This is a genomic window from Phenylobacterium aquaticum (genome assembly GCF_947378715.1).
Lineage (GTDB): Bacteria > Pseudomonadota > Alphaproteobacteria > Caulobacterales > Caulobacteraceae > Phenylobacterium > Phenylobacterium aquaticum_A.
Genome location: NZ_CANCLE010000001.1, coordinates 39,319 through 61,818, shown reverse-complemented (window position 1 = coordinate 61,818; position 22,500 = coordinate 39,319). Strand labels below are relative to the sequence as shown.

The 22,500-nt window shown below is 69.8% G+C and carries 23 protein-coding genes; 12 read left to right on the top strand and 11 right to left on the bottom strand.

Features of this window, described 5'->3' with window-relative positions:
- The first annotated feature begins 30 nt into the window (after positions 1-30).
- Positions 31-828 carry a response regulator gene (locus Q7P21_RS00285; protein WP_304170583.1) on the top strand — a complete coding sequence of 266 codons (798 nt, stop codon included), beginning with the start codon at positions 31-33 and terminating at the stop codon, positions 826-828.
- A 78-nt stretch (positions 829-906) separates the two neighbouring features.
- Positions 907-1,080 carry a DUF1328 domain-containing protein gene (locus tag Q7P21_RS00280; protein WP_304175233.1) on the top strand — a complete coding sequence of 58 codons (174 nt, stop codon included), beginning with the start codon at positions 907-909 and terminating at the stop codon, positions 1,078-1,080.
- A 93-nt stretch (positions 1,081-1,173) separates the two neighbouring features.
- On the opposite strand, the gene Q7P21_RS00275 is transcribed toward Q7P21_RS00280, so the two are convergent.
- Together Q7P21_RS00275 and Q7P21_RS00270 are read right to left on the bottom strand one after the other, a co-directional pair.
- Positions 1,174-1,371: a hypothetical protein gene (locus Q7P21_RS00275; RefSeq protein ID WP_304170586.1), complete on the bottom strand. Its 198-nt coding sequence runs from the start codon at positions 1,369-1,371 to the stop codon at positions 1,174-1,176.
- Between the two features lie 38 nt (positions 1,372-1,409).
- Entirely contained in the window at positions 1,410-1,601 is a 192-nt protein-coding gene (locus Q7P21_RS00270) for a hypothetical protein (RefSeq protein ID WP_304170588.1), read from the bottom strand.
- A 160-nt stretch (positions 1,602-1,761) separates the two neighbouring features.
- On the opposite strand from Q7P21_RS00270, the gene Q7P21_RS00265 reads away from it, so the two are divergent.
- Positions 1,762-2,100 carry a hypothetical protein gene (locus tag Q7P21_RS00265; protein WP_304170589.1) on the top strand — a complete coding sequence of 113 codons (339 nt, stop codon included), beginning with the start codon at positions 1,762-1,764 and terminating at the stop codon, positions 2,098-2,100.
- 287 nt (positions 2,101-2,387) lie between these two features.
- On the opposite strand, the gene Q7P21_RS00260 is transcribed toward Q7P21_RS00265, so the two are convergent.
- Complete coding sequence (locus Q7P21_RS00260) at positions 2,388-2,861, bottom strand: OmpA family protein (RefSeq protein WP_304170590.1); 474 nt, start codon at positions 2,859-2,861, stop codon at positions 2,388-2,390.
- Positions 2,862-2,950: 89 nt separating this feature from the next.
- On the opposite strand from Q7P21_RS00260, the gene Q7P21_RS00255 reads away from it, so the two are divergent.
- Genes Q7P21_RS00255 through Q7P21_RS00245 form a run of 3 tightly spaced genes read left to right on the top strand, consistent with a single transcriptional unit; the run spans position 2,951 to position 4,959 of the window.
- Positions 2,951-3,304 (top strand): hypothetical protein, encoded by a 354-nt coding sequence (locus tag Q7P21_RS00255; RefSeq protein ID WP_304170592.1) that lies wholly within the window; start codon positions 2,951-2,953, stop codon positions 3,302-3,304.
- A 39-nt stretch (positions 3,305-3,343) separates the two neighbouring features.
- Positions 3,344-4,186: a diacylglycerol kinase family protein gene (locus Q7P21_RS00250; RefSeq protein ID WP_304175230.1), complete on the top strand. Its 843-nt coding sequence runs from the start codon at positions 3,344-3,346 to the stop codon at positions 4,184-4,186.
- 5 nt (positions 4,187-4,191) lie between these two features.
- Complete coding sequence (locus tag Q7P21_RS00245; RefSeq protein ID WP_304170596.1) at positions 4,192-4,959, top strand: metallophosphoesterase; 768 nt, start codon at positions 4,192-4,194, stop codon at positions 4,957-4,959.
- Between the two features lie 54 nt (positions 4,960-5,013).
- Here Q7P21_RS00245 and Q7P21_RS00240 read toward each other — a convergent pair whose 3' ends face one another.
- The 4 genes from Q7P21_RS00240 to Q7P21_RS00225 all read right to left on the bottom strand — a co-directional run bounded on the left by Q7P21_RS00240 (position 5,014) and on the right by Q7P21_RS00225 (position 6,677).
- Positions 5,014-5,184 (bottom strand): DUF1328 domain-containing protein, encoded by a 171-nt coding sequence (locus Q7P21_RS00240; RefSeq protein ID WP_304170597.1) that lies wholly within the window; start codon positions 5,182-5,184, stop codon positions 5,014-5,016.
- A gap of 24 nt (positions 5,185-5,208) precedes the next feature.
- On the bottom strand, positions 5,209-5,886 hold the full coding sequence (locus Q7P21_RS00235) for a superoxide dismutase (RefSeq protein ID WP_304170599.1): 678 nt from the start codon (positions 5,884-5,886) through the stop codon (positions 5,209-5,211).
- Positions 5,887-5,958: 72 nt separating this feature from the next.
- The gene (locus Q7P21_RS00230) at positions 5,959-6,357 is read right to left on the bottom strand and encodes a hypothetical protein (protein WP_304170601.1); all 399 of its coding nucleotides are present in this window, start codon (positions 6,355-6,357) and stop codon (positions 5,959-5,961) included.
- Complete coding sequence (locus Q7P21_RS00225; RefSeq protein WP_304170603.1) at positions 6,354-6,677, bottom strand: hypothetical protein; 324 nt, start codon at positions 6,675-6,677, stop codon at positions 6,354-6,356. The genes Q7P21_RS00230 and Q7P21_RS00225 overlap by 4 nt, the downstream gene beginning before the upstream one ends.
- 187 nt (positions 6,678-6,864) lie before the next feature.
- On the opposite strand from Q7P21_RS00225, the gene Q7P21_RS00220 reads away from it, so the two are divergent.
- Entirely contained in the window at positions 6,865-8,280 is a 1,416-nt protein-coding gene (locus tag Q7P21_RS00220) for an HWE histidine kinase domain-containing protein (protein WP_304170604.1), read from the top strand.
- Here the strand turns inward: Q7P21_RS00220 and Q7P21_RS00215 are convergent.
- The gene (locus Q7P21_RS00215; protein ID WP_304175228.1) at positions 8,277-9,080 is read right to left on the bottom strand and encodes an alpha/beta fold hydrolase; all 804 of its coding nucleotides are present in this window, start codon (positions 9,078-9,080) and stop codon (positions 8,277-8,279) included. The two genes, Q7P21_RS00220 and Q7P21_RS00215, sit on opposite strands and share 4 nt — an antisense overlap.
- A 188-nt stretch (positions 9,081-9,268) precedes the next feature.
- On the opposite strand from Q7P21_RS00215, the gene Q7P21_RS00210 reads away from it, so the two are divergent.
- Positions 9,269-10,966: a M10 family metallopeptidase C-terminal domain-containing protein gene (locus Q7P21_RS00210; protein ID WP_304166302.1), complete on the top strand. Its 1,698-nt coding sequence runs from the start codon at positions 9,269-9,271 to the stop codon at positions 10,964-10,966.
- On the opposite strand, the gene Q7P21_RS00205 is transcribed toward Q7P21_RS00210, so the two are convergent.
- Positions 10,963-12,171, bottom strand: a complete 1,209-nt coding sequence (locus Q7P21_RS00205) for a CaiB/BaiF CoA-transferase family protein (protein WP_304175226.1) — start codon at positions 12,169-12,171, stop codon at positions 10,963-10,965. The genes Q7P21_RS00210 and Q7P21_RS00205 overlap by 4 nt on opposite strands.
- 100 nt (positions 12,172-12,271) lie before the next feature.
- Here Q7P21_RS00205 and Q7P21_RS00200 point away from each other — a divergent pair, with 100 nt between their 5' ends.
- The 4 genes from Q7P21_RS00200 (at position 12,272) to Q7P21_RS00185 (ending at position 14,891) form a co-directional block, all read left to right on the top strand.
- Positions 12,272-12,865 (top strand): DUF4142 domain-containing protein, encoded by a 594-nt coding sequence (locus Q7P21_RS00200; RefSeq protein WP_304175224.1) that lies wholly within the window; start codon positions 12,272-12,274, stop codon positions 12,863-12,865.
- Positions 12,866-12,953: 88 nt separating this feature from the next.
- Positions 12,954-13,634: a fumarylacetoacetate hydrolase family protein gene (locus Q7P21_RS00195; protein ID WP_304175222.1), complete on the top strand. Its 681-nt coding sequence runs from the start codon at positions 12,954-12,956 to the stop codon at positions 13,632-13,634.
- 2 nt (positions 13,635-13,636) lie between these two features.
- Positions 13,637-14,281, top strand: coding sequence for a maleylacetoacetate isomerase (gene maiA / locus Q7P21_RS00190; protein WP_304166295.1), 645 nt, complete (start codon positions 13,637-13,639; stop codon positions 14,279-14,281).
- Complete coding sequence (locus tag Q7P21_RS00185; RefSeq protein WP_304166294.1) at positions 14,274-14,891, top strand: carbonic anhydrase; 618 nt, start codon at positions 14,274-14,276, stop codon at positions 14,889-14,891. The genes maiA and Q7P21_RS00185 overlap by 8 nt, the downstream gene beginning before the upstream one ends.
- Here the strand turns inward: Q7P21_RS00185 and pbpC are convergent.
- A complete protein-coding gene (pbpC, locus tag Q7P21_RS00180; protein ID WP_304175247.1) occupies positions 14,888-16,888 on the bottom strand; it encodes a penicillin-binding protein 1C in 2,001 nt (666 codons plus the stop codon). The two genes, Q7P21_RS00185 and pbpC, sit on opposite strands and share 4 nt — an antisense overlap.
- Before the next feature lie 277 nt (positions 16,889-17,165).
- Positions 17,166-22,295: an alpha-2-macroglobulin gene (locus Q7P21_RS00175; RefSeq protein WP_304175220.1), complete on the bottom strand. Its 5,130-nt coding sequence runs from the start codon at positions 22,293-22,295 to the stop codon at positions 17,166-17,168.
- Positions 22,296-22,500: the final 205 nt, after the last annotated feature.

Genomic DNA, 22,500 nt, shown 5'->3' with positions numbered 1-22,500 from the left:
TCGTCCGTGTCTGATGGGAGGGGTTTTCCTTTGAGTCTTCTTGCTCGCCTGGCGCCGCATCTGCCCTATGTCCGCCGTTACGCCCGGGCCCTGACCGGTGATCAGTCCACGGGTGACCAGTATGTGCGGGTCTCCCTGGAAGCCCTGGCCGCGGGCGAACGCGTGCTGGAACCGGCCCTGACCCCCCGCGTCGCCCTCTATCAGGTGTTCCATGCCATCTGGTGCTCCACCGGCGCGCGGCTGGAAGACGTCACCGATGACGGCTCGGGTCCGCAGGACGCGGGTCGGCGGCTGATGCGCATTGCGCCCCGCTCGCGACAGGCCTTCCTGCTCACCGCCCTGGAAGGCTTCACCCCCTCCGAGGCCGCCCATATCCTGGGCGTCGAGTTTGGAGAGGTCGAACATCTGATCGCCGCCGCCCAGGTCGAGATCGACGCAGAGCTGGCCACCGACGTGCTGATCATCGAGGACGAGCCGGTGATCGCCGCCGACATCGAGGCCCTGGTCACCGAGCTGGGCCACACCGTGGTGGACATCGCCGCGACCCGCACCGAGGCTCTTGAGGCCGTGGCCCGCAAGACCCCGGGCCTGGTCCTGGCCGACATCCAGCTGGCCGACGGGTCGTCGGGCATTGACGCGGTGAAGGATATCCTGGCCCGCAACGATGTGCCGGTGATCTTCATCACCGCCTTCCCGGAGCGTCTGCTGACCGGGGAACGTCCCGAGCCGACCTTCCTGATCACCAAGCCGTTCCAGCCGGAGACGGTGAAGGCGGCCATTGGCCAGGCGCTGTTCTTTCATCCCCGCAACGCCCGTCAGGCCGCCTGACCGGCGACGGAACCCATCGCTCGCGGCGGCGTTTTCGCGACACGGAGGCGATCACGCCTCAAGCTCATGGAGACGCCGATGCTGGGTTGGGCCCTGACCTTCGCCATTCTCGCCGTGATCGCCGGCGTGCTGGGCTTTGTCGGACTGGCGGGGATCGCCGCCTCGGTGGCGAAGATCCTGTTCGTGCTGTTCCTGGTGCTGTTGGTGGCGAGCTTCGTCATCCGCGCGGTGCGGGGCCAGTCGGTGATCTAGCCTCATCCTGAGACCACCATCCCATGAAGACGCGGCCGCCCGCTCGGGCGGCCGTTCGCATGTTGGGGGCGAGAAAAGCCAGCCCGGGGAAGGTCAGCGCGCCGGCGCAGCCTGGGCGGGGGCTCCGCCGGCCAGTCGCGGGCCGTGATGGCTCAAGGCGCCGAACAGGGCGAGCGCCGCCAGGAGTGTCGAGAACAGCAGCACCCAAAGGACCGGGCGGCCATAGCGGGCCTGACGCGCCCGCGCGGCGTTCAGCCCCAGGTGCGGGGCGTCGTTCAGCGAAAAGGACATGGGCCTGACTCCGCCATGAGATGCGCCGATCCGGACGTTCAACTCGGGAAATAGCTATAGGGGCCGGCGACCATGTGGGCGCTGTCGGCGGGATGCGACAGGCGACCGATCAAACCGCCGGCGGCGGCGATCCCCAGCACGACCAGTATGGCGGTCAGCCGGCGGCGGCGCGAACCATGGCTGGCCGCAGGGCCAGGTCCATAACTGAAAATCTCGATGCCAGGCGTCATCGGCAAGGCCCTTCAAGGCGCGAGCCGCACGCCCGCATCCTGTTAACGTCTTGCCGGGCGGAGTGTTCCGCCGCGCCCGCGCCACAGTCTTGGATTAGAGCTTGGCTCAGACTACGACTTGGCCTGACTCCCACGGAGCGCCCGACTAGGGCTCATGACCATGCATCGCCTCGCCCTCGCGGCCGTCCTTTTGGCGGCGCCTCTCGCCGCCGCACCGCTCGCCGCCGCCCAGGCGCAAGTCCTGGACGCTCCGGCGCTCCAGGGTCGCACCGTGCATGACGTCAAGGGCGTGGTGCTGGGGGTGATCGAGAAGGTGGTGCTGGACGCCCGGGGCCGGCCGGCCCAGGTGCTGGTGCGGGTGCAAGGTCACCCGTCCGCCGGCCTGCGCAGCCTGGCGATCAGCGGACTTGCGGCCGACGGGGCCGGCTTCACCACGCCGCTCAGCAAGGCGGAGTTCGAATCCATGCCCGCCGTGCTGCTGGATGATCCCGGCGCCTGAGACGCCGCGCGAAAAAACTTCACCCAGGGCGGGAACACTTCTCGCGGGTCTTCGTTTTCTAGCTGCGGAGGCGGCGACGCCCCCCCGACTTGTGACCGGCGGACACGCCGGTCTGCCGCCTCCGCACCCCCTCTTTCTCGATGACGACGCCTGGGCGGACCACCGGTCCGCCCATTCTTTTTAGAAATTGGGGGGCGCGGACCACCGGTCCGCCCACTCTTTTTAGAAATTGGGGGGCGCGGACCACCGGTCCGCCCACTCTTTTCTGGAAATAGGGGGGCGCGGCTTCAGTGCGGGCGGGACAGTTCCAGGACCACGTCGGCGCGGCGGCGCAGGGGCCGGATGTCGCCGGAGGCCGTCACTGCGCCGGCTTGACCTGCGGCCGTCTTGTCGAATTGCGCTGAGGGCAGGCCGTTGGCGGCGAGCACCTTGCCCACAGCGTCGGCCCGGCGCTGGGACAGCTCAAGATTGGCCTGCGGCGTCCCGGCCGCATCGGCCAGGCCCAGCACCGACACCCGGTCGACCTTGCAGGTCTTCGCCTGGCTCGAGGCGGCGGAAATCACGGCCCGGCCCTCGTCGGTGACCTCGGCCGAATCGGGTTCGAAATAGATCTGCACGCGCATGTCGCCGCAGACCGGAGGGCGCATCGCCATCCGCGCCGGCAGGCTGGCGCACCCGGCCGCCTGGACCGCCAGGGCGGCCGCCAAGCTCAGTTTCCACAGTCGGTTCACAGTCTCACCCTCGGTCACAACCTTGAGCATGCAACGCCGTGGCCCGGTCAAGGTTCCGGCGGAACCCCCGCCAACCTGCGCCGTTGAACAGGCTGAACCTTAATCCCGGAGACCGCGACATGTTCTGGACCCGCAAGCGCCCACTCGCCGCTCACGCCGACGGAAAAGCCCCCGACCACACCCGCGAGATCGCGGCGGCCTATGACCGTGGCCGCAAGGATGAGCGCAAGGCTCGCAAGCGCCATCCGATCCTGATGGGCCTGACCTTCGGGGCCGCCGCCCTGGGCGCGGTGGTCCTGGTCCTGGCCGCCAAGGAAGGCTCCTTCGCCCGCAGTGGCGACGTGGTCGACCAGGGCCTGGCCGTGGCCGCCGACAAGGCTGAACCCGCCGTCCGGGATGCGGCCGGCGGCGCAGGCGACGCCATCAAGGATGTCGGCCAGAGCCTGAAGCCCGCCGACGACAAGGCCCGCTAAGTCCGTATGGTCGCAAGTTTTCCATTCAAGCGCGTCGAGATGGTGGTCAACACCGCCTCGGGCGGGGTCGGCCTGGACGCGCCTGAAGCCGCCCGCCAGATCCTCGCCGCCCACGGCGTCGAGGCCATGGTGCGGTCGCCGCAGGACGGCGACCTGATGGACATCCTCAGGCGCGCCGTGGCCGCCCAACCCGACCTGCTGATCGTCCTGGCCGGTGACGGCACGGCGCGGGCCGCCGCCGAGCTCTGTGGCGCGGACGGCCCTGTCCTGGCGCCCCTGCCCGGCGGCACCATGAACATGCTGCCCCGCGCCATCTATGGCGACCGGTCCTGGCGCGACGCCCTGGAGGCCATCCTTGTGGACGGCGAAGTCCGTCCCTTGGGCGGTGGCGAGGCGGAGGGGCGCCTGTTCCTGGTCGCCGCCATCCTGGGCGCCCCCGCCCTGTGGGCGCCGGCGCGCGAGGCGGTGCGCCATGGACGCCTGGACCTCGCCTGGACCAGGGCGCGCCTTGCCCTGCGCCGGGCCTTTTCCGGGCGACTGCGCTATGCCCTGGGCGAGGGTGGTCGCGGCAAGTCCGAGGCCATCGCCTTCCTCTGTCCGGCGGGCTCCAGCCTGCTGGCCGACGCCGACCAGGTGATGGAGGCCGTGGTCCTTGACCCGGCCGGGGCGGCGGAAGCCTTCCGGCTGGGCTTCAACGCCATGCTGGGGGACTGGCGGCGCGACCCTGCCGCCACCTCCTGGCCCTGCCGATCAGCGGCGGTCTGGGCGGCCCGGGGACTGCCGGCCCTGCTGGACGGCGAGCCCGTGCGGCTGTCGGCCCGGGTCCGGATCGGCTGGCGGCCGGTGGTCGTGCGGGTATTGGCGCCCAGTGTGGCGGGATGATCCGCATGGCCCACCTCTCCGACATTCATTTCGGCGACGAGAACGCCCCGGCGCTCGCCGCCGCCTCCGATCTGGTCCGGGCCCTGGCGCCGGACCTGACCATCGTCTCCGGCGACCTGACCCGGTTCGGCGAGCCGGCGGAATTCGCCGCCGCCGCCGCCTGGCTCCAGGATCTGCCTGCCGCGCGACTGGTGGTCCCGGGCAACCACGACACCCCCTATCTGGCCTGGGCCGAGCGGCTGTTCAGCCCCTTCGGCCGCTACGAGCGGGCCATAGGTCCGGCCGAGGCGGTGACCTGGAGCGGGCCCGGCCTGGCGGTCTACGGCCTCAACACCGCCCGAGGCGTCCAACCCCGCGCCAACTGGTCCAAGGGCCAGATCTCTCCGCGCCAGGTCGACGCCGCCCTGGACTGGTTCGCCTTGAGGCCGGTCGACGCCGTCCGTCTCCTGGTCTGTCATCACCCGCTGATGGAGATGATCGGGGGGCCGATGACGGGCCGGGTCTGGGGTGGCCCCGCCGCCGCCCAGCGCCTGGCTGAGGCTGGGGTGGCGTTGGTGCTGTCCGGCCATGTGCACGCGCCCTTCGTCCTGCCCTATCCCTTTGCGGGGCGCACGGCGGCGGTGGGGGCGGGCACCTTGTCGACACGGGAGCGGGGCTGTCCCGCCAGCTTCAACCTGATCGAGATCGAGGCCGATGAGTTGCGGGTCGTGGCCCAGGGCTGGACGGGCCAGGGGTTCCAGCCGCTACGCAGCTGGGGGCTCTCCCGACACTGAAACGCGCCCCCGGGGAAGCGGAGGCGCGTTCAAGCGTTTCGGGGAACGGCGCAGTCAGACGGGGCGACCGCGCACCATGTGCGAGATCAGACTGACGACGAACAGCACCAGGAAGACGAAGAACAGGATCTTGGCGACGCCAATCGCAGCGCCAGCGATGCCGGTGAAGCCCAGAAGGCCGGCGATGAGGGCGACCACCAGGAAGGTCAGGGCCCAGCTCAGCATGACTACTCTCCTTGATTATCCAACCTAGAGCGAACGTCCGCCGGCCACGGCCGTTCCACCGCCAAGCTCCTGGGGCTCTGGGAATCTCCAGCCCTGGCCGAGGCCGGTGGTCGTCGCGTACTGGTCCTGGGCGAAGGCCCAGTTGGCCAGGGCCTCGAACCAGGCGTCGAGATAGCCCTTCCGGTCGTTCTGGTGATCCAGATAATAGGCGTGCTCCCAGAGGTCGCAGACCATCAGGGGGGTCAGGCCGGCATGGGTGATCAGCGGGTCGCCGTCATGGGTGGCGATGACCTTGAGGTCCGCGCCGTCGGCGGCCAGCCAAACCCAGCCGGAGCCGAAATGCGCCGCGCCGGTCTCCACCATGGCGGTCTTCAGGCCCTCCAGGTCGCCGAACGCCGCCGTGATTGCCTGGGCCAGGGCGCCGCTCGGCGTCTGGCGTCGGGGCGACATGGCCGTCCAGAAGAAGGCGTGGTTCCAGGCCTGGCCGGCGTTGTTGGCCAGCTTGGTCTGGGCCGGATCGCCCGCCGCCCTGGCGATCAGGGTCTCAAGGCTTGTGGGCGCCAAGCGCTGTTCGGCGACCAGGGTGTTGAGCGCGTCGACATAGGCCTTGTGATGCTTGTCGTGGTGCAGGCGCATGGTCGCGCGCGAGATCACCGGTTCAAGCGCGGCGTGGTCGTAGGGCAGGTCGGGGAGCTGGAACATGACGGGTTTCCGATTGGGGCGGGCGCCGGCGATGGCGCCCTTCGGAAACCCGGCAGGGTCGATTTGGTTCGGCTATTTCTTGGGCGCCGAGTCGCGGCCGGCCATGAAGGCGCTGACGATGGCCGCCGTGACCTTGGGATTCTTGAAGGCCACGGCCCCAGCCGCCAGGACCGCGCTGGCCGCGACGATCGGCTTGTCGCGGGCCAGTTCGATGAGGCGCGAGAGCAGATCCTTCTCTTCCGGCGCCGCCTTCTTCGGCTTGGGCGGATTGGCCGCCAGGGCGGCGGCAAGGCCGCCCAGCCCGATCATGGCGCCGGCGGCGGCGCTGACGGCCGCCGCAGACCAGGCCGGTCCGATCAGCGGGCGCAGGGCCGCATAGAGGGCGAAGGCCGCCGCCACCACGCCCACCGCCGACGCCGCCGAGAGGGCGGCGAGGGCGCAGGCGATCAGGATCGCTTTCTTCAGGATCAACGGTTGCGACCGCCGGCCAGCAGCAGGCCGACGAGCAGGCCGACGCCCAGGGCGGCGCCCGCCGCCAGCAGCGGCTTCTCGCGGATCTTCTCGACGGTGTAGCGTTGCGCTTCGTCCAGGTGCTGGCCAGCGCCGTCGGCATAGGTGCGCGACTGGGCGCGAATCTGTTCGACGCCTTCGCTCACCACCTTTTCGAACCGCTTGGCGGCCTCGGCGAAGCTCTTCTCGGTCTGGGCGGCGAGCTGGCTGGCGGCTTCGGCGACCGAATGGGCTGCGGCCTTGGCGTCAGCGGCGGCCTGATCAGCGGCGTTGGCGGGCATAGGAATTCTCCAATGGCATGGGGCCGCAAGACGACCTTGCGGGCGGTGGGGGAGCACTGCCTCAACAGCCATACAATAGGCTGGTTCCCAAAAGGTGGCAAAGCCGGCGGATGGCGCGGCAATAATATCAGGGCCTCAACCATGAGTTACTATCGCGCCCAGGCGAACAAAGTTTTATGCTCCCAAGATGCCAAGCTCGGCCGTAGACCATCGTCTGGAAGCCAAGCGCCTCGAACTCGCCCTCAACGCCGCCCGGCTGGGGGAGTTCGAGTGGGACATGCAGCGCGATCTCCTGATCACCAGCGCCCGCATGGCGGCCATCACCGGCGTGTCGCCGGGAACGGTGCCGGCCGACGGCGGCAAGACCCTCTTTTCCTACATCCACCCCGACGACCGCGCCGCCGTGCAGCTGGAGGTGGAGACCGCCCTGCGCAAGGAGGGCCGCTATGAGGTCGAATATCGGCTCGCGCCCGGGCCGGGTCGACGGTCGCTCTGGCTGAAGTCCAGCGGCGACCTGGTCCGCGATGAGGCCGGCAAGCCCTGCGCGGTCTGCGGCGTGGTCCAGGACATCACCGAGCGCAAGACCGAGGAAGACCAACGTCAGACCTTGATGGCCGAGCTGGACCACCGGGTGAAGAACGTGCTGGCCGCGGTCCAGACCCTGGCCCAGCAGACCGCCCGGCGCACCACCTCGCTTGAAAGCTTCCTCACGACCTTCGCCGGCCGACTGAAATCCATGGCCTCGGCCAATGAACTCCTGACCGCCGCACGGTGGCGGGGCGCGGCCATCGCCCATCTGGCCGCCGCCGAGCTGGGCGGCATCGCCCCGGGCCAGACTCGTTGGGACGGGCCGGAACTGTTCCTGACCCCTCGCGCCGCCAACGCCCTGTCGCTGGCCCTGCACGAGCTGGCCACCAATGCGCTCAAGTTTGGAGCCCTCTCCACCGAGCATGGCCGGGTCTATCTGCGCTGGGTGCGCCGGCCGGAGAACGGCTTCGAGCTGACCTGGACCGAGACCGGTGGTCCCACCGTCCAGGCGCCCAAGCATCTGGGCTTCGGCTCCACCCTCCTGGAACAGGTCACCGGCCGCGAGCTGAACGGTGAGGTGAAGATCGAATATCCCGCCTCCGGCGTGCGGGTCCGGCTGTCGGCTGGCGACCAGGCGGTGGTCGAGCGTCCCGACACCGTGCCCAACGCCCCCGTCCCCCGGGCGGCCGTCCTGGCGCCGGTGGACGCCGAGGACGCCGATCTGCGCGGCGCCCGGGTGCTGATCGTCGAAGACGCCGTGCTGCTGGCCATGGAGCTGGAGACTGGCCTGTCCGACGCGGGCGCCTCGGTGATCGGCCCGGCCTATGAACTCGAGGAGGCCATGGCCCTGCTCGACCAGCCGATCGACGCCGCCGTGCTGGACGCCAACCTCAATGGCCGCTCGGTGATGCCGGTGGCCGAGGTGCTGGCCGCGCGCGGCGTGCCCTTCGTCTTCGCCACCGGCTATGGGGACACCGGCGGCGCGCCGGGCGGCTTCGACGCCCCGATCATCCGCAAGCCCTATGACGTCAGCCAGGTCGCCGCCGCCGTGGCTGGCCTGCTGAGGGCCCGCTAAGCCTTTCCGTTCAGGAAGTCGATCATGGCCGGGGTCGCGGTGCGGTCCTGGATCATGAACATGTGGCCGCCCTTGAAGAACCGCAGGCTCGAGCCCGGAATCTGCATGGCCAGATTCAGCTGGGCCTGGGGCGTGGCGATGCCGTCGAAGCGCCCCGCCGCGATCAGGGTGGGGGTCTTCACCTGGGGCAGGCGATCCCAGACATCGTGACCGGCCCGGGCCTGCAGTTGGCGGCGTGCGCCTTCCGCCCGGCCGGGCTCCGCGGCGAAGGGGTCGGTGGCGGTCATGGCGATGATCTGGGCGAACAGATCGGCGTTCGCCGCCTGCCAGGCGGCGTCCTGGCGGGTGTCGGAGATCGGCGCCAGGTGACGGGCCCGGGCCTCGCCCTGCAGATGGTCGATCTCATGGAAGGGAAACGAGGCCCCGCCCGCCCCGCCCGGCGAGGTGCAGGCCAGGACCAGCCGGCGCACCCGGCTCGGGTGGCGCAGCACCAGCTCCTGGGCGACCATGCCCCCGAACGAGACCCCGACCACATGGGCGCTGTCCCAGCCCAGGGCGGTCATCAGGGCGGCTGCGTCATCGGCGTAGTCGGCCATGCTGTAGGCCTGGTCAGGCTTGTCCGACTGGCCCAGCCCTCGCTGGTCATAGGCCAGCACGTCGAACGCCTTGGCCAGGGGTCCGTCGAACACATTGGGTTTGTTGCGCAGGTCGCCGCCGGTGCCGGAGATGAACAGCAAGGGTTCGCCCGCCCCGGCGCGCTCATAGTGGAGATTGAGGCTGGGGATGGCGGCGATGGGCATGGGGCGGTCTCCTGGTCGGAGCCCATGATGCGAGGCCGGTCGGGCTGGGCCAAGCCCTATCCGCGACATTTGGACTCTGGCCGACCCTGGATCGCGTAGCCGCGCTTGTTCCCGCTCCAGGCGAGACCTAGGACTTTCTTAGCGGTCGCCATGGTGAGTTTGGCGCGCCAAGAGTTGCGAGTGCGCCGATGTCTCTTGATCTCTCTTCAGACGGCCAGCCCGACGCCTTCGCCGCCGCCTCGGGGTCTGACCCGGGAACGCCTCTGGGCTATCTGAACGCCGACGCCCGCGACAGCATCGCTCCCAACGGCAAGATCAGCTACACGATCGACCAGGCTGGCAGCCATCTGGTGGGGGGCGAGCCCGGCTGGTCGGCGGCGCTCGGCGTGGGCTTCACGGTGACCTACGCCTTCCGGGCCGACGCGCCGGCCGCCATGCCCAGCGACACCGCCGGCTTCTCCCGGTTCTCCAGCGCCCAGATCACCCAGGCCGAACAGGCGCTGCTGGCCTGGTCGGACGTGGCCAATATCCATTTCACGCGGGTGGGCGCGGGCGCGACCGACGACGCGGCCTATTCCAACCAGGCGACCATCCTGTTCGGCGACTATGCCTCGGGTGAGTCCGGCGCGGCCGCCTTCGCCTATCTGCCCGGCACGCTTGCCTATGGCTCCAGTTCCGGCGACGTCTGGATCAACAGTTCGCTGAGCTACAACGCCAACCCCACCCAGGGGAACTATGGCGCCATGGTCCTGGTCCACGAGATCGGCCACACCATCGGCCTGGACCATCCCAGCAAGTACGACGCCACCGCCAACGCCACCATCACCTACGCCGCCGACGCCAGCTATTACGAGGACGACCGGCAGTACACGGTGATGAGCTATTTCAACGAGAGCAACACCGGGGCCAACTATGCGGGCTCCTACGCCGCCGTGCCCCTGCTGGACGACATCAAGGCCGCCCAGGTGGAGTATGGGATCAACAGCACGACCCGCACCGGCGACACGGTCTATGGCTTCCACTCCACCGCCGACCGGCCCTGGTTCGACGCCACCGTCGGGCGGCTGATCTTCGCGGTCTGGGACGCCGGCGGCGCCGACACCTTCGACTTCTCCGGCTACGCGTCGAACCAGCTGATCGACCTGCGCCAGGGCTTCTTCTCCAATGTCGGCGGGCTGGTCGGCAATGTGGCGATCGCCGAGGGCGTCGACATCGAGAACGCCATCGGCGGCTCAGGCGCCGACACCCTCACCGGCAACGGCCTGGACAACCAGCTGCAGGGCGGCGGCGGGTCGGACTCCATCGCCGGTGGGGCCGGGGCCGACACCATCAGCGATACCTCAGGCTCGAACTATCTGCGCGGCGAGGACGGCAATGACAGCGTCTCGGGCGGTTCGGGCTTCGACGACATCAATGGCAATGCCGGCAATGACACGGCGCACGGCAACGCCGGCGACGACTGGGTGGTCGGCGGCAAGGACAATGACGTCCTCTATGGCGACGCCGGAAACGACATCGTCTACGGCAACCTCGGCAACGACACCCTCTCCGGCGGCGACGGCAATGACTGGCTGCGCGGCGGCCAGGGCGATGACAGCATTTCCGGCGGCAACGGCAATGACCTGATCTATGGCGATCGTGGCAATGACACCATCTCGGGCGGGGCCGGGGCCGACAGCTTCCGCAGCTTCTCCGGGGCTGGCGTCGACCGGATCCTCGACTTCTCGGCGGCCGAGGGCGACCACGTTCAGCTCGATCCCGGCACGGCCTTCACCGTGGCCCTGGTCGGCTCGGACACGGTCATCGACCTGGGCAATGGCGACCAGGTGATCCTGGTCGGCGTGAACTACAACCTCCTGCCCGCAGGCTGGCTGGGAGTAGGCTAGGCGATCACGCCCTTGGCGCGCAGAGCCGCCAGCCGCTTGGCGTCGACGCCCGGCAGGGCGCCCAGCACGGCGTCGGTGTGCTGGCCCAAAGTCGGCCCCGGCCAGCGCACCTTGCCGGGGGTCTCCGACAGCCTGGGAAAGGCGTTCTGCATCTTGATCATCCCGAACACCGGATGCTCGGTCTCGATGATCGCCTCGCGGGCCTTGTATTGCGGGTCTTCCAGCATGTCCGGGGCCCGGAACACCCGGCCGGACGGAATGCCCTTTTCCTCCAGGAGCGTCAGCAGGTCGGCCAGGGTGAAGGTCCGGGTCCAGGCCGCGACGATCCCGTCCAGCTCGGTCTGGTGGGTTCCGCGCGCGGCGTGGTCGACGAACCTGGGGTCGCGGGCCAGGTCGGGCTGACCCATCACCTCGCAAAGGCGCCCGAAGACATTGTCGCCATTGCCGCCGATCAGGATCATCTCCTCGCCCTGGCAGGGATAGACATTGGACGGCGCGATGCCGGGCAGGATCGAGCCGGAGCGCTCGCGGACATAGCCGGTCAGGTCATATTCGGTGACCAGGTTCTCCATCACCGCCAGCACGCTCTCATAGAGCGCGGCGTCGATAACCTGGCCCCGGCCGGTGCGGGTCCGGGCGTGCAGGGCCATGGTGATCCCCATGAAGGCGTGCATGGCCGTCAGGCTGTCGCCGATCGAGATCCCGGCCCGGGCCGGCGGGCGGTCCGGTTCGCCGGTCACGTGGCGCAGACCGCCCATAGCCTCGCCGATCAGGCCGTAGCCGGCCCGCTGCGCATAGGGACCGGTCTGACCGAAGCCGGAGATGCGGGCCATGATCAGGCGCGGATTGCGGGCCGACAGCGCCGCATAGTCCATGCCCCACTTCTCCATGGCGCCTGGGCGGAAGTTCTCGATCAGGATGTCGGCTCCGGCGATCAGTTCGCCGGCCAGCTCTCGACCCTCCGGCGTGCGCAGATCCAGGCAGACGGACTTCTTGTTGCGCCCGATCACCGGCCACCAGGGCGACAGGCCCTGGGGCAGGCTGCGGCCCCACTGGCGCATGGGGTCGCCGGTCTTGGGATCCTCGACCTTGACCACGTCGGCGCCGAAGTCGCCCAGGATCTGGCCGCAGAACGGCCCGGCGATCAGGGTGCCCATCTCGACGACCTTGAGGTCGGACAAGGGGCCTTGCGCGGCGTCGGTCATTCAAAAAACTCCGGAACAGATCACGGGGGCGTGAGTTTTTAGATCATGCGCTCCGTCTGGAGCCGCCCCACCTCCGTCTGTCAACATATTGGAGACTTCCATGACTCGTACCCTGCTCATCGCGGGCGTGGCGATCTGCGCCCTGACGCTTGGCGCCTGCGACAAGACCTCGGAAACCAAGGGCGCCGCCACGCCCAACGAACAGGCCATGACGCCCGACGCCAATCCGGCGGCGACGGTGCCCACGCCCTCCAACGAATCCACCGCCCCGGTGTTCGTCGACAAGGCCGGCAATAGCGATCTGTTCGAGATCGAGGCCTCCAAGATCGCCCTGACCCGCTCGACCAATCCGCAGGTCAAGACCTTCGCCAAGCAGATGATCGAGGCCCACACCACCTCCAGCGCCGCGCTGGGCAAGGCCATCACCGAGTCCGGCCAGACCCTGACCCTGCCGCCCGCGATGAACGACGACATGGCCGGCAAGATCTCCGACCTGAACAAGGCCGACGCCAAGGACTTCGACAAGACCTATGTCGATGGTCAGGTCGACGCTCACCAGGCGGCCTTGAACCTGTTGCAGCGCTATGCCGAGGACGGTGACGTCCCGGCCATCAAGGCCTTCGCGGCGACCACGGCGCCCAAGGTCCAGAAGCATCTGGACATGGCCAAGACGCTGAAAGACGGCGTGAAGTAGAACTTTGAACGCCCCTGTCCCATGGACGCCACAGGCGCCCGTTGGGGCAGGGGTTCACAAGGCCCGGTGGCGGGCGTAAGGGCCGGGCATGACCTCCTTCGTGATCGCGCCGCCTGCGCCCGCCACTGTGCCCGTCGAGGGCGAGACCGCCCTGTTCCCGGTCCGCCGGATCCTCTGCGTGGGGCGCAACTATGCCGCCCACCGCCGCGAGATGGGCGGGGACGACCGCGACCCGCCGTTCTTCTTCTCCAAGCCCGCCGACGCCCTGGTCCCCCCGGGCGGCGACGTCCCCTATCCCCCCGCCACCGCCAATTTGCATCATGAGATCGAGTTGGTGATTGCGCTGAAGGCTGGCGGCGCGAACGTACCCGTCGAGACCGCGCTCGACCTAGTCTACGGCTATGCGGTCGGCGTCGACCTCACCCGCCGCGACCTGCAGAACGCCGCCAAGGACAAGGGCCAGCCCTGGGAGGCCTCCAAGGCCTTCGACGCCTCGGCCCCGATCTCGGCGATCCGCAAGTGGCAGGGCCCGGCGCCCCAGGGGCGCATCGCCATCTCGGTCAACGGCCAGATCAAGCAGGACGCCGTGGTCGCCGACATGATCTGGAACGTCGCCGAGATCATCGCCGAGGCCTCCAAGCTCTGGACCCTGGCGCCCGGCGACCTGATCTATACCGGCACCCCGGAGGGGGTCGGCCCGCTCAAGGCCGGCGACAAGGTCACCGGCGAGATCGAGGGCGTGGGCCAGCTCGCCTTCGCGGTGGTCTGACCATGGCTCTGACCCTCTACAGCGCCTGGCGCGCCACGGCGCCCTATCGGGTGCGTATCGGTCTGGCCCTCAAGGGCGTGGCCTATGACTACGTTCCCGTCGACCTGATCGCTGGCCAGCAGCACCAGGCCGCCTATCGCGCCGTGAACCCCCAGCGTCTGACCCCGGCCCTGGTGCTGGAGGACGGCGAGGTCCTGACCCAGAGCCTGGCGATCCTGGAATGGCTGGACGAGACCCATCCGAACCCGGCCCTGATGCCCGCCGATCCGCTCGGACGCGCCCGGGTGCGGGCCATGGCCGATGTGGTGGCCTGCGACATTCACCCGCTGAACAACACCCGGGTCGGCCGGGCGCTGGACGCCATGGACGTCAGCCCCGTGCGGCGTTCCAAATGGACCGAGCGCTGGATTCTCGACGGGTTCAACACGCTGGAGCCGATGATCGCCAAGCATGGCAAGGGCTTTTCCTATGGCGATACGCCGACCCTCGCCGACTGCACCCTGATCCCCCAGGTCTATTCGGCCCGGCGCTTCGAGGTCGATCTCGCCCCCTATCCGGCCATCCGCGCGGTGGCCGAGGCCGCCGCCGAACACCCGGCCTTCCAGGCCGCCCATCCCGACCAGCAACCGGACGCGCAACGTGCTTGAGGACCTGAAGACCAACAACCGCCGCTGGGCGGCCGGCAAGCTCTCCGTCGACCCTGGCTTCTTCAAGCGGCTGGAGGGTCAGCAGAGCCCGGAATATCTCTGGATCGGCTGTTCCGACAGCCGGGTGCCGGCCAATGAGATCGTCGATCTCGACCCCGGTGAGTTGTTCGTCCACCGCAATGTCGCCAATCTGGCCCCGCCCCAGGACGCCAACTATCTGTCGGTGCTGCAGTTCGCCATCGATGTGCTGAAAGTGAAGCACGTCATGGTCGTCGGCCACTATGGCTGCGGGGGCGTCGCCGCCGCTGTGGACGGACAGCGCCGCGGCCTGGTCGACCATTGGCTGCACCCGATCCGCGAGGTCTATGCTGACCATCGCGGCGAGCTTGAGGCCCTGGCCGACGGCCGGCCGCGCCTGGACCGGCTGTGCGAGCTGAACGTGATCCGCCAGGTGCGAAATGTCGCCTCCGATGTCTTCGTCCAGGACGCCTGGGCGCGCGGCCAGGAGGTCAACGTCCATGGTTGGGTCTATTCGATCTCCAACGGCCTGATCACCGACCTGAACGTCACGGTCTCCGCCCAGGCGGCCCTCGACGAGCTGCACGACTAGCCGCCCTTCACCCGCACCCGGGCTTTGGCCCGGCGGCCTTCGCCGTCGACCACGGAGAGGCGGTAGAAGCCCGGCCCGCGTGGGCGCCACACCACCCGACCGGAGACCCCGTCGCGGTCCAGGGGTTCGCCATCGACGTACCAGCTGAGGCTCTCGCCGCCGGCGGCCAGCACCAGGCCCCGCGACCTTGGGCCATAGCCCTCGACCTGCACCGTCGAGCCGTCCGGCGGGAAGATCAGCCGGGGCCCCTCGGAAATCTCATCCAGGTGCGCGAGCGCCAGGGGGGCGGACTTGGGCGCGATCGGCCGGGGTGCGGCGGCCGGGGCGTCCAGCAGGTCGGCGACGTCGAACAACAGCGGCAGGGCGGAGTCGCGTCCGGTCAGGCCGCCGCGCGCGCCGCCGTCGGCGCGGCCGGTCCAGACCAGGATCACATAGCGGCCGACCACGCCCGCCGCCACGGCGTCACGGAAGCCGTAGGAGGTGCCGGTCTTGAAGGCCATCAGCGGCCGACCCTTGGTCAGGGCCGCCGCCGTGACCCCGGCCGGCGGCGGGGTTTCGCGCAGGATGTCCAGCACCTGGGTCGCCGCTTCGGTGCGCATCAGCCGCGTCCCGCCCTGATGGGGGCGCTTGGCGGCTTCAGCCTCGGTCCAGGCCAAAGGCTTGGCCACCCCGCCGTCGCCGAGCGCCGCATAGAGGGTGGCGAGGTCGCGCAGGGAAATGCCTATGCCGCCCAGCGCAATGGCCAGGCCCGGCGCGGTCAATCCCTTCTTGGGCCGCACCAGGGTCACGTCGACGGCGGCCATCCGCGCCTCGAAGGTCGAGGGCCCGACCTTGTCCAGCAGCTCCACGGCCGGGACGTTCAGCGAATGGGACAGGGCCTCGCGGGCCGTGACCTTGCCGTGGAACACTCGGTCGAAGTTCTCCGGCTGATAGTCGGCGAAGCGGCGCGGCGCGTCGTCCAGCTCGGTGTCCGGCGCCGCGACCCCGTCGTCGAAGGCGAAGCCATAGATGAAGGGCTTCAGGCTCGAGCCCGGCGAGCGGATCGCCCGGGTCATGTCGATCCAGCCGCCCTGCCGGTCGAGACCGCCGGAGCCCACGGCGGCGCGCACGGCGCGGCCGCCGATCTCGACCACCAGGATCGCAGCGGTGTTCTCCGGCCCCTGGGCGCGGGCGGCGGCGGCGGCCAGGGGCTCCAGCCGGGTTTGCAATCCCGCGTCGATCGTCGAGACCACCGAGGCTTCCGAGGCGGGCGCGGCGCGGGCCAGTTCGCCGGCTACGTGCCAGGCCAGCGACGGGAAGGCCGCTCGCTTGGGCAGGGGCTCGCTCTCGGCCTCCGAGGCCTCGACCTCGGTCAGCCTGCGGGCGCGGATCAGCTTGGTGAGCACGGCCAGCCGCGCGGCGCGGGCCGCCTCGGGGCGCTTGTCCGGCCGGCGCACCTCTGGCGACTGGGGCAGAGCGATCAGCAGCGCCTGCTCCCCATCGGTCAGGGTCTCGGGCTCATGGCCGAAATAGGAGAGGCTGGCGGCCCGCACCCCCTCCAGATTGCCGCCATAGGGGGCGAGCGTCAGATAGAGGGCCAGGATTTCGCGCTTCGACAGCCGGGCCTCGATCTGGGTGGCGCGGACCATCTCGATCAGCTTGGCGCCCAGGGTCCGGGGCCGGGGCTCCAGCAACCGCGCCGTCTGCATGGTCAGGGTCGAGGCGCCCGAGGTCGGATGGCCGCGGACCACCGCCGAGCCCACGGCGCGCAGCAGGGAGATGGGGTCGACCCCGGCATGGACCCAGAACCGCGCATCCTCCACCGCGACCAGTCGCTTGAGGAAGATGGGATCGGTGCGGTCGAGGTCGGCCCGGATCCGCCAGCGCCCGTCCTCCACCGGCAGGGCGCGCAGCCAGACCCCGCGCCGGTCCAGGGCCACGGGCGAGGAGCGCAGCGCCCGGCTCATGTCCGGCGGAAAGGCCGCGTCGAGCGCGAACACCGCCGTCTCGACCCCCATCAGGATGAGGAGCGCCAGGGTGACGGTGCGGACAGGGTCACCCTTCCACCAGCTCGATTTCACAGGCTCGGAGGCCTCAGGTTCGCGTCCCTCTCCCCCTTGCGGGGAGAGGGTAGGGTGAGGGGGTGTCAGCACAGACCTGTAGTGATCCTGCTCGGGGCCGCAGCGACAGAAATCCAGGCGGCGGCGCTAACACCCCCACCCCAACCCCTCCCTGCAAGGGGGAGGGGCTGCGTGGATGCGGCGTTGTTACCCCAATCCGGACCAAATCCCGCCATCACGGTCCCGGCGAGATCGTCGTGCGACCGACGGCGGTGCGGGCGTTGAGCGCCGGGCGGTACATGTCCCGGGCCTGGGCGCCGGGGAGGAGGAACTCCCCGGGCGTCACGGCGCGGGCCACATAGGCCAGGCTGAAGCTCGCCTTGCCGGCCAGGTTCATGGCCGCGACATAGCGGTCGTCGCGGGCCTCCTGGACGCTGGCGGTCGAGAGCTCGCCCAGGAACTTGAACGGTCCGTTCTGGGCGTCGTCGGGACCCAGCACGGTCTCGATCTCGAAGCCGGCCGGCAGGGGATCGTCCACCACCAGGGCCATGGTCCTGGCCTGGCTGGAGCGGCCGGTGACCACCACGATCACCCGGTCACCCTGATGCAGGGCTGAGGTGTCGACCGGTCCGCCGGTGAAGCTGACCAGACGCTTGGACAGCATCACCCCGTTCTGGATCGCCCCGGGCGGCGCCACCGGCGCGCCCGTGACCGTCACCATCCGCCAGATCGCCCCGCCATTGTTGACGAAGCGGCTCTCCGACAGCTTGCCCACCGCCCAGCGCTGGGCGCCGCCCGCCGGGGTCAGGGGCAGGGCCCCCGTGGCGGTGATCTTCACCGGTCCGGCCGCCTGCAACATGAAGTGGGCGGCCTGCAGCAGGCGCGCCTGTTCCTGGGTGTTGAGGGCGTCGGGGTCCTTGACCGCGTTCTCCAGCCGGCTTTGCAGGCCGCGCGCCAGGTCGGCTTCTCCGGCCTCATAGGCCAGGGCCACCACGGCGGCGAGGTCGCGCAACGGGCTTTGATACCAGTCGCTCTCCTCGCGATAGCCCAGGGAGCTGATCGCCTGGCGCAGGGCCGAGCGAGCCCGGGCATGGTCGCCCATCAGGGCCAGACCCGCGCCGACCTGGGCCTTGGCCAGGGGCGAGGCCTCGGACTTCATCTGCACGTCATGCCACCAGCGCAGGCGGGCGAGATCGCCACGCCCGCCCTTGGCCAGCACGTAGAGCGCGTAGGCCGAGGCGCGCGAACGCATGGTCGCCGTGGCCTTCTTGGAGGCTTCCGGAGAGCCCGACCACCAGTCGGGATATTCCAGCCGGTAGGAGACCGAGGCCCAGCCGTCCGGCCGCGAGATCTGGCGCATGGCCGACAGCGCCCGGTCGATGGCTTCCTGCGGGACGGGCGCGCCCATGTTCCGCGCTTCGATCAGGAAGTCGGTGGCGTAGGCGCCCAGCCAGGCGTCCGCCTCGCCATCGCCGACCCGCCAGAGGCCAAAGGCCCCGTCGAGGGTCTGGCGGTCAAGCAGCTTGCCGACCGCCCCGGCCAGGGCCGCCGACGAACGCTTCACCTTCGGGTCGCCGCCCACCTCCAGGGCGTAGAGCAACGGATAGGCGGCCGAGACCGTCTGTTCCGTGCAGCCATAGGGATAGTGCGACAGGGCGCTGGCGATCGGCGCCGGGTCGAAGCCGCGGAAGGGCGAGTAGGAGACCTGCAGGGTCACGTCCCCGGCCGCCAGCCCCGCGAGCAGGTCCGGGGTCGGCGTGAAGGCCTCGCCGGTCTTCTGCAGGGTGGTGGTGGTCCGGGTGATCGGGCTCCAGCCCAGCCGCGTCTGCAAGGGATAGTCCTTGGCGGTGACGAAGCCGGGGCCGGTGACCTTGAAGCCGACCTGGCCGATGCCGGCCACGGTCGGGGCGTTGAAGGCGATCCGTTCGGCCACCCTCTGGCCAAGCGCCAGTTGGAAGGCCTTCTTGAACGGGGCGAGTATGCCGCCCTGCGAGGTCAGCTCGGCGACATACTGGCCGACCTGGCCCTCAAGATTGTGCAGTTCGAGGGTCGCGAAGGCCTTGTCCCCCGGGGCCAGGAAGCGGGGCAGGGAGAGGTCGGCGATCACCGGCTCGCGCACGGTCATCGGCTTGGAGGCCGAGCCCACGGCGGTGTCGGTCCAGGCCACGGCCATCAGCCGCAGCTCGCCATTGAACTCGGCGGCCGGCAGCTTGATCACCGCCTTGCCGTCGAGGCCGGTCTCCACCACCCCCGACCACAGGGCCACGGTCTTGATCGGGGTGACGGTCAGACCCTCGCCGCCGATCTCGTCTCCGCCGAAGTTCACATTGGCCGGCGCGCCAAGGTTGGGATCGAGCAGGCGGCCATAGTCGTCACGATAGTCCAGCGTCAGGGCCTTCTTGCCGAAGTACCACTGCACCGGATCGGGGCTCTTGAACTTGGTCAGCTGCAGGATGCCCTCATCCACGGCCGCCAGCGTCACCCGCGCGCGGCCACCGAAGCCGGCGCCCTTGATGGTCACCGGCACCTCGATCATCGCCTTGGAATCGAGCTTGGGCGGAGTGTCGATCGACACCGCGAGCTTCCGGTCCTTCGGGTCCAGCGGCACATAGACCAGGCCGAGCGCGCGCCTGGGCTTGGGCGAGGCGACCGGATCGCGCGGCTGCACCACGCTGACCAGCACATAGGCCCCGCCGCCCCAGGCGCCGTTGGTCTTCAGCCGCACTGTGGTTCCGTTCGGGCCGACCGAGACGGTCTTCAGGTCGATCAGCCGGTCGGTGGCGACCGCCACCTGGGCCTCGCCGGCATAGGGCGGCTTCAGCGTGATCTCGACCGTGTCGCCCTGGGCGTAGGTCTTGGCCCCGGCGCTGACGCGCACGAAGTCGGGCGCCTCCACGTCCTTCGCGGGCGCCCCCCAGCCGGAGGCGAAGCGGGTGACGGTCTTGGCGCCGTTGGGGCCGAAGACTTCGAGGCGATAGTCGCCCCAGCCGAGCTTGCGCGCGATGCGGGCCGGGGCGCCGGCCGCGATGTTCAGCGAGCCCTTCTGCACCACCACGTCGCGGCTGGTGCGCCGCCACTGCCAGCGGCCATCCTGCTGGAACCAGTCATAGTCCCAGTTCTCGGCGATCAGGCTGTAATTGACCCCGCCGGTGGCGATCCGTTGCCCCGCCGCATTGGCGGCGATGATGTTGAGCGCGATGACCGGGTCGCCGTTTCCGGCAGCGTCGCCCTGGTCGACCTTGACCCCCAGATAGACCGGCTTGGTGCGGACCTTGAGATCCAGGCCCTCCCGGACCGGGCGGCCGCCCGGCTCGAACACCGAGGCCGTGAAGGCGACGGCCAGCGGCTGGGCGGTGTCGCCCGCCTCATCGGCCTTGACCGTGACCACCGCGCGGCCTTCGCCGTCGGTGACCGTCTGGCCGAGGTCGAGATACTTCTCCTCGAAGGGCGAGACCTGGTCGCCCCAGCTATAGCCCTCGAACTGCGGGAAGGGGTCGGGATCGGCCTTCAGCCGGGCCTCGCCTTGGGTCTGCAGGCCGGCGCCAGCGGCGCCATAGAGGAAACGGGCGTTGATCTCGACGCTGCGGGCCTCGCCGGCGGAAAGCGGGCGGCTCTCCTGGCCGGTGGCGGTGACCGCCAGCCGCTGGGGCGCGAAGTCCTCGACCGAGAACGACAGTTCGCCGGCGGCCTTCTCGAGGCCGTCCAGCTCCACCTTGGCCGACCACTTGCCGCGCGGCGCGCTCTTGGGCAGCACGACGTCGGCGCTGACCGAGCCCTGGGGCGCGCTGTCGAAGGGATAGCGCTTGAACTCCACGCCGGAGGGACGGCGGACCACGATGGCGCCCTTACGATCCTTCACCGCCTTGACCTCGCGGTCGCGGAGCAAGGCGTTCAGGTGCACGGTCTCGCCGGGCCGATAGATGCCGCGGTCGCCATAGACATAGGCGTCGACCACCCCGGCCGAGGCGCGGCCGCTGGTCGAGGCGTCGCCGCCGTCGGCGGTGCGCCCGCCGATGCCCTGCTTGCTGAGATCCACCGGCGCGCGGTCGAGGTCGAGCACGGCCAGGTCGCCCTGGGCGCCATAGGCCATCACCATCTTGGCGTCGGCCGCGCCCTCGCCCTCCAGCAGGGCGTGATCGAAGCGGACGTGGCCATTGGAATCGGCCTTGGATTCGGCCAGGTCCTCGCCGTTGCGGGCGACCAGGGTCACTTTCACCCCGGGCAGGATCCTGGCGGTCTTCAGCGAGCGGACCACCACGTCGAGGCTGTCGGAGCCATCATAGGCCGACAGCGCCATGTCGGTGAACATCACCCAGCGCCGGGCCTGGGCCGGAGGGCTGGAATCGTAGCCCGGATCATCGGGCTTGGTCGCGCGGCCGCCGGAGGCGTCGCGGGCCTTGATGACATAGCCGCCGGGCTTCATGTCCTTGAGCACGGCGCCCAGGGGGAAGACGGTGGTGGTCCGGGCGCCGCCGCCGTCGGACTTGACCTCGACCTCGCCCTTCCAGATCACCCGACCCTCGTCGTCGGGGCTGTCGGAGCCATAGTCGTCGGCATAGTCGCCTTCGCCGGTCGGATCGGGCGCGCTGATCGACTTGCGGACCAGGTTGCGGTCGACCACCCGCCAGACCTCGACATAGAGCCGGCTGACATTGACGGTCTCGATGCCGATGCCGTCGGCGTCCTCGCGGGGCAGGATCACGCCTTCGCCGGCGAACCCGACATAGGGCGGCTTCTCGCCGAAGGTGAAATCGACATCGGCGTTGGCGGTCAGGGTCTCGCCGCCCTTGGCCGGCAGTCCCTTCAGCAAGGTCACCCGGCGATCATTGAAGCCGACGCCCGAGACGCAGAGTTCTGAGCCCTTGGCTGAGACGGCCGGGCTGTGGCCGAGGTCGGGGGAGACCAGCACATAGTCGGCATAGGACTTGGACGGGTCGAGGTCGCGGGTCAGCTCCACGCAGGCCATGGGCTCGGCGTGGGAGGAATCGATGCGCGAACGCCAGACCGCGAAGCCTTCAGGCTTGGGCACGCCCCGGCGCGGCGCGTCCGAGGCGCGGGGCTTGCCGAACAGCGACCACCCCTCGGCCCCCGGCTCCAAATGGGCGGTGGCGGGACCCTTGTGGGCGAGCAGGCTGTCGAAGCCCTTGGCCGCCAACAGGCCGCCCCCGAAGGCCAAGGCGATGACGGCGGCGGCGGCCAGGCCCGGCACCTGGCTGCGCCGGGCGCGGTCGGTCCATTGGCGCGCGGTGTCGAGCACCAGATTCAGCCGCGATGGCGGGCCGTGGCCGGGCTCGTCCGGCGTGGGTTGAGGATCGCTCTGGGGTTCTTGGGCGCCGTCATTCGGCGTCTCGTCGCTCGGCGCCATGAGGCCCCCTCCCGGCTGACAGTCTGTCGCAGGCGGATGGGACGCGAAACCGTGGGCGGGGTCAATCTAAGGCGCATGAAACCGTTCGCGCCAACGCGTCAGCCCCGGAGCCTCGCCCATCAGGAGAGTCGATTTTGTGGCGCCGCCGCACGGCGCAACCGCTTGACAGAAGCCGGCGTTGGAGTCGTGATATTGTCATATTGCT